The sequence below is a fragment of the Sphaerisporangium album genome (genome assembly GCF_003323745.1).
GTDB classification, from domain to species: Bacteria; Actinomycetota; Actinomycetes; order Streptosporangiales; family Streptosporangiaceae; genus Sphaerisporangium; species Sphaerisporangium album.
In genome coordinates, this window is record NZ_QOIL01000002.1 from 251,129 (window position 1) to 260,694 (window position 9,566).

General features: G+C 65.5%; 1 protein-coding gene. It reads right to left on the reverse strand.

Features of this window, described 5'->3' with window-relative positions; genetic code table 11:
- Positions 1 to 137 precede the first annotated feature (137 nt).
- Positions 138 to 8,498 (reverse strand): DNRLRE domain-containing protein, encoded by an 8,361-nt coding sequence (locus tag DQ384_RS03710; RefSeq protein ID WP_147268619.1) that lies wholly within the window; start codon positions 8,496 to 8,498, stop codon positions 138 to 140.
- Positions 8,499 to 9,566 lie beyond the last annotated feature (1,068 nt).

Consider the following 9,566-nt stretch of genomic DNA (forward strand, 5'->3'; position numbering starts at 1 on the left):
TGTGACGGTCACCGCATGACCTGGGACGCATACTGTGCAACCCGCTACCATGCGGCGACCGTCGGCGTTTGTTTCGAACTATGACCTCAGCTTGCCGGAGACAACGAATGCCTCAAGAATCGTTGTACACAGCCGTCCTACCAGGTGTATCCTTCATAGTAATTTATCCATCTCGATCTGGCGATATATGAGTTGAAGCGAAGTATTTCACTTCGAGGAATGATCCACTGATATTCGCCCGGCTTGTTGTCGTGCGTGGTCCGATATATCGCGGGAGGGAACGCCTTCAGGAATCCCGGCTTCATGGTATATTCATAGTAGCCATCTTCATAACGCGCCTGACCCGCATATTGCTGTACGACTTTCTCGCTGTCGCCCAGATATGCGGTTCCCGGATGGCGTCCATTGTCCGGGTGATTGCCTGGATTCAGCCCCATTGCCTCCTGCGCCTTATTTCCCTTATGCGGCGCTCGGTAGATTTTGTATTCGCCGTCATCATCTTCATCGTTGACGACCTTGGGAGATTCTGGGGCGGACTCACAACCGGTCGCGGTAGGCGTATCGCCACATGTCATCGTCAGAATGGTGAGGAGCGATCCGGCGAAGCCCAGAATCGAGCCGAGGATACGCCCAGCCGGCCCGGGTTCTACCGGTGCAGGTACTGGCGCTGTTACCGGATTGGGTAGCTTCGGGGCTACAACCGGAGGTTGGGCGTAACCGTTCGCAGGTCCCCGGCTAGGGACGGCTTGGTAAGTACCGCCGTAGCCGTTCTTGTCGCGGGACGGCAGGCCGGCCTGCTTGCGGGCGATCGCGTTGTTCTTACTGACGCAGTCAGGCGATGTTGGTGAACATCCGTAGGGGTCGTGGCCGTCGAGTTCGATGCCGGTGATGGGGTTGCCGCCGGTGAAGGCGTAGCGGTTGGCGGTCCAGGGGTCGAGGCCGAGGGAGAGGTCGTTGAGGGCGCCGTTGTAGGTGTCGAGGGTGAGGAAGCGGTTGAGGGTTGGGCTGTAGTCGCGGAAGCCCATGTCGTAGGTGGCGGTGGAGTTGTCCCAGCGTTTGGCGTTGAACCGGTAGGGGTTGTATTCGTCTTTGGCGGTGGGGTCGATGGGGTCGGGTTTGTCGACGCCGGTGAAGAGTTTGTCGTCGTTGGTGCCGTAGGCGGTGTAGCCGTAGGTGGCGCGGGTGTCGCCGTTTTCCTTGGTGACCTGTTCGACGTCGGTGTGGGGGTTGTAGCCGTAGTAGGACGACTCTTCGGTGTTGTCGGCGTTGACCTTCACCTGGGAGAGGCGTTCGCCCCAGGCGCTGTACTGGAAGGACTTGGTGAGTTTGCCGGCGACCTCTTCGTCCAGGACCTCGCCGGACAGGCCGAGGTAGGAGTAGGTGGTGGTCTTGGCTGCGGCGGTGCCGTCTTTTTCGGTTTTGCTGGTGGTGCGGTCCAGCGGGTCGTAGGTGTATTTGGTGACCGTGCTGGTGGCGCCGTCGGAGTTGAGCTTGTCGTGCCGGATGATGTGGTCGAAGCCGTCGTAGGTGTACTTTTCGAGGGCTTTGCCGCCGCCGGTGATCTGGCGCAGCCGGCCGTAGGGGTCGTAGGTGTAGGTCGCCGTGGCGCCGCCGGCGATCGAGGTCATCAGGCGGTTGCGGTCGAAGGTGAACTGGGTGCGGACGCCCTTGACGGTCTGGTCGTAGACGTTGCTGTTGGGGTCGTGGCTGTAGGTTTCGGTCTCCGCGGCGCCGCCGCCCACCGGGGTCTTGACCGTCTTCGAGATGCGGTCGCGGGGGTCGTAGGTGTAGTCGTAGATGTTCTCCAGGTAGGCGCCGGGGTTGTCGGCGTTCTGGAGTTTGGCCTGGTCGCGGGAGCGGTTGAGGTTGCCCTGGTAGTTGATGGTGTGTTCGGAGACCACCGTGGCGTTGGGCTTCTTCTCGATGGAGTGGCGCAGCAGGCCGTCGAGGAAGTAGTCGTAGGTGACGGTGTTGCCGTTGGCCTTGGTCTCGGTGAGTCGTTCGGCCTTGGGCGTGTAGCTGTAGCCGGTGGTCTTGGGGTTGGCGTCGGTGGCCGACTTGGCGTTGGTGACGGTGTCGACCAGGTCACGTACGTCGTAGCCGTAGGTGGCAACGGTCTTGTCGTGGGTGCGCTTGGTGGGTGCGCTGTTTTCGTTGTAGTCGTAGGTTGTGGTGTTCTTGACGACCGCGTTGAGCTTTTCGAGGATCTTCTGGACCTGGTTGAGGCCGGTGTAGGAGATGTCCCAGGTGTCGATCTTCGCGTTGGGTGAGTGGTCGAGGATCTGGGTGAGGTTGGCGTTGGGGTCGTAGGAGTACTCGAAGTCCTTCTTCTCGGTGTCGGTGTCGGCGCTGTTGTCGCGGACCAGCTTGACGCTGTCGGCCGCCACGGTGCCGTTGGCCTGGTCGGTCAACGTGATGCTGTGGGTGTTGCCCTCGGCGAAGGTGTAGCTGCCCAGTTCGACCCACTGGCCGGCGTTCTTGGTCTGGTCCACGGTGGCGGTGGACTGCCCGCCGTCGTAGGTGACGGTGTACTTGGCGTCGGTGGCGTTCGCCCCGGAGGAATAGCGGACGTAGGCCTTGTAGGTGCCCGCCCGCGGTGTGGTGAGCGTCCAGGTGGCGGCTGAGGTGCCGGTGCCCGCGGGGGCGGTGGCGTAGTCGTAGCCGGTGTAGCCCGACCCGGTGGAGGCGGTGGCCCAGGTGCCGGTGAAGGTGACCTGCCCGGTGTCGGAGTTGTCGCCCAGGACGACGTCCAGGCCGAGCGGGGTGCCGTTGTCGGCGTGGGTCTTGAGTTTCCCGTCGGGGTAGTAGGACCAGATCAGCGCCCGCTGGGAGGATCCGCCCGCGGAGGTGATGGTGCGGTTGGTCTGCTGGCCGAGCGGGTTGTAGTCGTAGCTGGTGGAGATGTCCCACGGGTCGGTGGTGGTCTTGGACCAGCCGTTGTCCCAGTACGACATCGTCGTCACGTTGCGGACGGTCTGGCCGTGGGAGGGCGGCTGCGAGATCTGCTTCAGCCGGGACACCGGGTCGTAGGTGTAGGTGACCTTGTCGGGGGTGTTGTAGACCGGGTCGTCGGGGTCGAAGGGGTGGATCTGCTCGATCTGCCGGTTGAGCTTGTCGTACTTGGTCTCGGCGATGAAGTCGGCCGGGTCGTCGGTGGTCTCCACACCGCGCGGGGTGATGACCTTGGTGCGGTTGCCCACCTGGTCGTAGACGAACTGGGTGGTGGTGTACTTGACCACCCCGCCGGTCTCCGAGTGGGGCACCTGGGTCTGGACCACGGCGCCGCGCTTGTCGAGCCCGATCAGGGTCTTGTTGCCGTCCTGATCAGTGGCGCCCTCCACGAGGCCGTCCAGGTCGTAGTCGGTGACCGTCTGGTATCCGGCGGCGTCCTTGACGTGGGTGAGGCGGTGGTCGCGGTCGTAGGTGTAGATCGCGGTGTAGTCGGCGGTGTCGGCGGTGGCGTTCTTACGCGGGTCGACGACCTTGACGGTGTTGCCGACGTTGTCGTAGCTGTAGGTGATCTTCTTCTGGTCGGCGTTGACGACGTCGGTCAGCTGGTAGATCGGGTCGTACACATACGAGGTGACGAAGTCGGCCGGGTCGGAGGCGGTGAGGTTGCCCTTGGGCTCGGTCTGCGTCTTGAGGTTGCCGGCCAGGTCGTAGGTGAAGGACGCCTTGCGCTCGGGCCCGCCGGGGGTGTCCTTGGGCAGCAGCGACCAGGTGAGCTGATCGGCCTGGTCGTAGAGCGCCGTGGAGACGGCCCCGTTGGGGGCGGTCATCTGGGTGATGTTGTCGTTGGCGTCGTAGACCGGTGGCGGGGTGGTGATGAAGACGCCGGCGGCCTGGTCCTTGGGGACCTTGTTCTCCAGCGGCCGTTTGAAGATGTCGTAGCTCTGGGTGGCCTTCTTCCCCAGCGCGTCGGTGACCGACAGCACGTCGCCGCGCACGTCGTAGGCGGTGGTGGTGATGTTGTCGTAGGCGTCGGTGATCGTCTGCGGATACCCCGTGGGGTGGTAACCGCCGTACTTGGTGGGGTTGCCGTTGGCGTCGGTCGACTTGGTGAGCTGGCCGAAGCCGTCGTAGTCGTAGGAGGTTGTGTAGTCCCCGGCGGCGGGTGAGGCGACGCCGAGCGGGTCGGTGACCGTCTTGAGGTTCCCGGCCGCGTCGTAGCCGAACTGCCAGGCACGACCCTCCGGGCTGCTCTTGCCGGTGAGATCGGCGACGTACCCGTTGAGGAAGCTCTGGTACGTCAGCGTGGTGGGAGCGGTGCCGTTGGCGTTGGCCTCGGCGTCCTTCAGTTCCAGCGGGTAACCGGTCTTCTGGTCGAAATTCCAGGTCGCATACGCGCCGTTGGCCTCGGTCAGCTTGGTGACGTTGTGGTCGGGGTCCCACTCCAGCGCCGTGGTCTCGTTCTTTGCGTTGGTGATCGACTCGGGGCGGCCGTAGGCGTCCAGCACGTACTTGGTGGCGTGCTGCAACGGGTCGGTGACCGTCGCCTCGATCTTGCCGCCCTGCGGGCCGTCGGGGTCGACGTAGTCGAAGTGGGTGACCCCCGACAGCCGGTCGGTCAGGTCCTGGATCTTCCACTTGTCCTTGGGATCGACCGGCGCCTCGTAGTACTTCAGCGCGGTGGCGTTGCCGCGCGGGTCGGTGACCTTGACCAGTTTGACGTTCTTGTTGCCCTGGGTGGCGTCATAGGCGAATTTGAACGTCTTGGCCTGCGCGTCGCCCGCGCCGTCGACCATCCTGGCCATCAGGCCCTTCACGGTGTACGCGAAGGTCATCTTCCGGCCTGCGATGTCGGTGACGGACTCGACCTGGTCGATGATGTGCGGGTTGGTCAGCTTGGTGTCGTCGACCGGGTCCCAGGTGTTGTCGTCGATGTAGGTGTAGTCCTGGCCCTTCTGGTAATAGGTCAGGCTCAACGTCCTGCGGCCGGCCGCGTCGGTGATGTACTGCAGGAACTTGGTCGGCTTGTTGCTGGACTTGCGGCGTTCGTAGGTGAACGACATGGTGTTGCCGTTGTTGTCCACGATCGCCGACTGGAAGCCCTCGTCGTCGAAGAAGAACTGCGTGCGGTCGGGCTTGGTGAACACCCACTGCCGCGAGGGATCGCGCGAGATTCGGCCCGCGTTACCCGGGTCGGCGACCCGCTGCAGGTACAGGTGCACCCCACGCGGGTGGGTGTAGTCGCAGGTGGCCGGGGTGCAGTCCTGGGCCGATCCACCGTCCGGAGTGTGCAGCGTCCACACGTGCGTTGTGCCGTCCCCGTCGGTCAGCCGCACCTGGGACGGCCAGGTCTGGCCCGGCGGGTGGAAGTACACCTGCGAACCCAGCCGCTGCAACGTCGAGGTCTGCAACGACCAGCCGTACCCCATCGAGGAGGCCGAGGTGTCCAGGCTGTTGTAGGTGGTGCGGACGAAGGTCTGCGCGCCGCGGGAGGGGTTGGAGTAGGCGTTGTACCCCCACACCACGTTGCCCGCGTACGGGTTCACCAGCGCGGTGGAGCCGGCGCCGGTGTTCTTGCCGGTGTAGGAGTAGAACTTCTCCGACCCCAGCAGGTCGGAGGTGGGGGAATCGAGGCGGATCTGCTGGGGCAGCTGCGGCAACTGGTGGGTGGCGGACTTCCAGTTGTTGGTGGAGGTGTCCTGTACGTCCCATACCAGATCGACGGCCTCGGCCCTGTTGCCCGCGTTGGACAGGGTGGCGGGGGCCTTGATCTGCGCGGTGACCGCGACCGTCTCGCCCGGGGCCAGGTTGGCGGGCAGCATCGTCTTGACCTGGTTGGAGCTGGTCGACACATCGGTGCCGTCGGGCAGCTTCCAGAAGTACGACAGCGCGGTGGAGGCGGCCGACCAGGTCTGGGTCGTGGTGTTGGTCACCGCCACCGTCACCGTCCCAGTGGCGCCGACCTCCAGCCGATCGGGTGTTCCCGGCGCGTAGAAGGACGAGGAACCGGAGGTCTTCTCGGCGTACGTCACCCGCAGCCGGGGCCGCAGCACGCTCTCACCGTCGGCCTCCGTCGCCAGGAACTGGGCCGACTGCTTGGCCGTGCCGGCCTCGTTGGCCACCTTCACCAGCAGGCCGAAGTTGGACGCCGGGGTGGTGGTCCACGCCTTGGCCGCGCCGGTCACCGTCCACTTGCGCCAGCCCGGCTGCGCGCTCACCCCGCTCACCGACCCGAGCACGGCGGTGTCGAAATCGCCGCCGGCGGTGGTCCACGAGGCGGTACCGTCGGACTTGGCCCAGGTGGCGGCCTCGGTGAACGCCCTGGTCAGCTTGTGGGCATTGAACGTGGCCCCTGAGCCGGAGGCGTTCACCCCCCACAGCGACAGCGTCGCCTCGCTGATCTGCGCATCCGCCGGTACCTGGGTGGCGTAGTCGTCGAACTTCACCACAGCGCGGGTGTTGGCCAGCGTGGTGGCGGTGTTGCCCACCTGCACCCACTTCTGCCCGGTCACCACGTCATGCGCCGCCGAAGGCTCACCGGACGACAGCGTGGTGTCGGCCGAACCGTACAAAATCGTGGAGATCTGGCCAGGCCGGGGCAGGATGACCCGCTGGGACTGGGAGACCACCTCCCGGCCGTCCTTCAGCTTCACCACGATCCAGTAGGTCGCCTCGTGAACGTAGGACGGGTCGGCCACCGCCTCGGGGTCGCCACCACCGGTGGTGTCGGTGTAGGAGGTCACCTGCGGCGCCAGCGGCGCCACCAGCGTGTCCACCACACCGCCGGTCGCCGGCACCTGACACCCGGTCGGGCATTCACGGTGCACCTGGTATTCGACGATGTCGTCCGAGGCGTCATTGGGAGTGGGGTCGACGTACGGGGTCCACGACAGCCGGCCGCCGGTCGCGGTGGCGGTGGTGACCGGCTTGAGCACCACGCCCGGGTTGCCGTAGGTGATCACCAGTTTCGGGATGTTGACCGTCTCGCCGGTCATCCCGTCCCCGCCGTACACATCCTGGGACGCCTCGTACACCGGACCCGCGATCGCCCCGGCCGAGCCCTCGTCGGCGGCCTTGAGCAAGATGCCGTTCATCGGCGCCTCGATCGAGGACATCCACCCGTTGACGATGGCCGTGACGTCGAAGGAGTGCCACCGCGACAGCTCCCCTGGCCGGCGGACCACCGAGGAGGCCACCGTGGGAGAGAACGCTGGCTGGGTGTTCCAGTTCACCAGCCACGAATCCCACGGCGCGGTGATCTCATGGGCCTCGACCGTCACGGGGCCGGCCTCACCCAGCGCCTGATCGAAGTAGGTCTCAAGCCGTGCCTGATCCACCACGGTGCCGATCGGCACCTCGTCATTGCCGATGTTGAAGTACAGCAACGCCCGGTTGACCCCGGTGGCCGAGATCTTCCCGACCGGGAGCTTCCAGGAGGAGTCGTAGTTGGTCGTCTTGGCGGCCGAGTTCACATAGGTGTCCGACGCCTCCAGCTCTTCGGGCTGGATCCTGATCGTCGGGTCGACCACCACCGGCCACTTTCGGTCCGCGGCGGCCAGCCAGCCCGCGTCCGGGGTCAGCGTGACCGTGACCTCGGCGCCCTTCTGCTCCACCTTCTGCACGACCGCGTCGGAGTATTTCCTGCCGTACGGAGAGGTGGCGTCGGCCGTCGCGTCGACCATGAACGGCTTGGGCATGGTGAACGCCGGGCGATCCGCACCATGCGGGACGAACGCGATCGATCCATCGGCCTGGGCCTGCGCGCTCACGCCACCGGTGCCGACCGTGAAGGCGTACGACGTCCCGGCCGCCGGGGGCTTGGACAGCACCAGGTACTCCTTCACCCCCTCCGAGGTGAGCTTGTACACCACATCGACGCCGTCCCACACGCCGTGATAGGTCACCGTCGACCCGGCCACCTCGGGCGTGACCTGCCGGGCCTGTCCGGCCACTCCCAGCGTCAGCCGCCGGTCACCGGCCCTGACCTCGGCCAGCCTGCCGGTGCTGTCACCGAACCGGGAGGAGAACCCCGTCCTGTCGTTACCGAGGCCGAACCCCTCGTCGGCGACCGTGTCGATCCGGGTGTCGATGTCCTGCCACTTACCGGCGGAATCCCGGTAGTACATCGGCGTGGAGGACACCTCGGCCTGCAGCCGGCCGTCCTCGAGCTCGAACACCCGGCGCTGCGCCGAGCGTTTGCCCGTCAGCTCTTTAACCCGCTTACCCGGCGGCCTGGCTTTCTGCGGGGTGGGCGAGCCGCCGCGTCCGGGCAGGACGATGGCGGCGTCGCCCGGGCGTATCTCGCCCTTGGGGTCGCCGGTGAACAGTCCGGTGAGCCCGTCGGACAGCCAGCGGGCCAGCCGGGTCACGATCCCCGGCTCTTGCGCGGAGCCGGTGTTCTGGGCGTAGGCGGGGACGGCCGGGGCCATGGAGGCCAGCAGCATCAAGCTGACGGTGATCGCGACGGCCCGGCCCGCCTTGAGGCGTTTACGGACCGGACGCGGCGGGGGCTGGGGTAGAGGGCTGCGTTCAGGGAGAGACTCGCGCACGGGCACTCCGCTCACAGAGAGGCGAAAGACGGCAAATCGCCCCAATCACGCCAGAGGCCGCACCCACGGTCAAGATCAACGCAGCGTGATCATGGCCCCATTCGAACACGTGATCCCATGGCGGCCGAGTCGCCTGCTAGCTGTGCACCCTCACGGGAGTAACTAGAGTCGATAACAGTGAGTCAAAATCACCGTCAGTTATATCCGCTGCTCGCACGTGTTGTGTCGTTACTGAATTGTGATCCGTTGTGGAGCGTCCTTGTCATCGGCAATGAGAATTCAACTCCACGGAACCACGATTTTCGCGCCGAATCACGGGAGTTCTCGGCCTTGACGGCAGGGGTTTTTCGTCTCCCTCCTTTCGGCGGATCCGCAGGGCCGTCGAACGGAACGTCACATTCCCGATCCGCAGAGTACGTGAAGGGTGCGGGTCCGGGTGTTACCGCCATGCCACAGCGCCGCGCCGAGGAGGGCGACCGTGAATCGTGAATGCGGCCGATATGTTTCGCGAGAACGCGAAGCCCTCGCCCGGGCGCGGAATGTCACGTACCCGATGCATCGGGTGTTGGGAGACCACACCCGTCAGTCGTGAGACGAGAATTCACGGGTCGGACACCGCCTTCGTGGTGGTCTCTCAGAGTGCGGCGGCTCCGTCCTCCGATCCCGCCGAGGTTTCGCCCGCCTCGGCCGGGAGCAGTTGCGGGGTTCGGAGATCAGGCCGCCGGTGAACGGTGTGCATACTAATCAACGGATGTCGCAGGCGGGTTTACCTTGCCGCCGTTGAACACGGTGGGAGGCCTGGCGGTCCACGTCTCGCTGGGCGTCGAATCGGCCTTTCCAATGCCTGCGCTCAAGTGCTGGAACCGGCTCCATGCCATCGAATCCCCGAGCCGATCCGGCCGGTTGACCGGCTCTCCCGTCGCGATATTGGGGAGGGCGGACGGTCCTGCGGTGCCGGGTCGCGGCGGACCCGTGGCGGGCCGCGCGGGGCCCTGTCGTCCTAGGGCTCGGCGGATACCGTGTGCCCAGACCGAGAGAGAACCGCACGTCAGCGCGACTCGCTGGAGC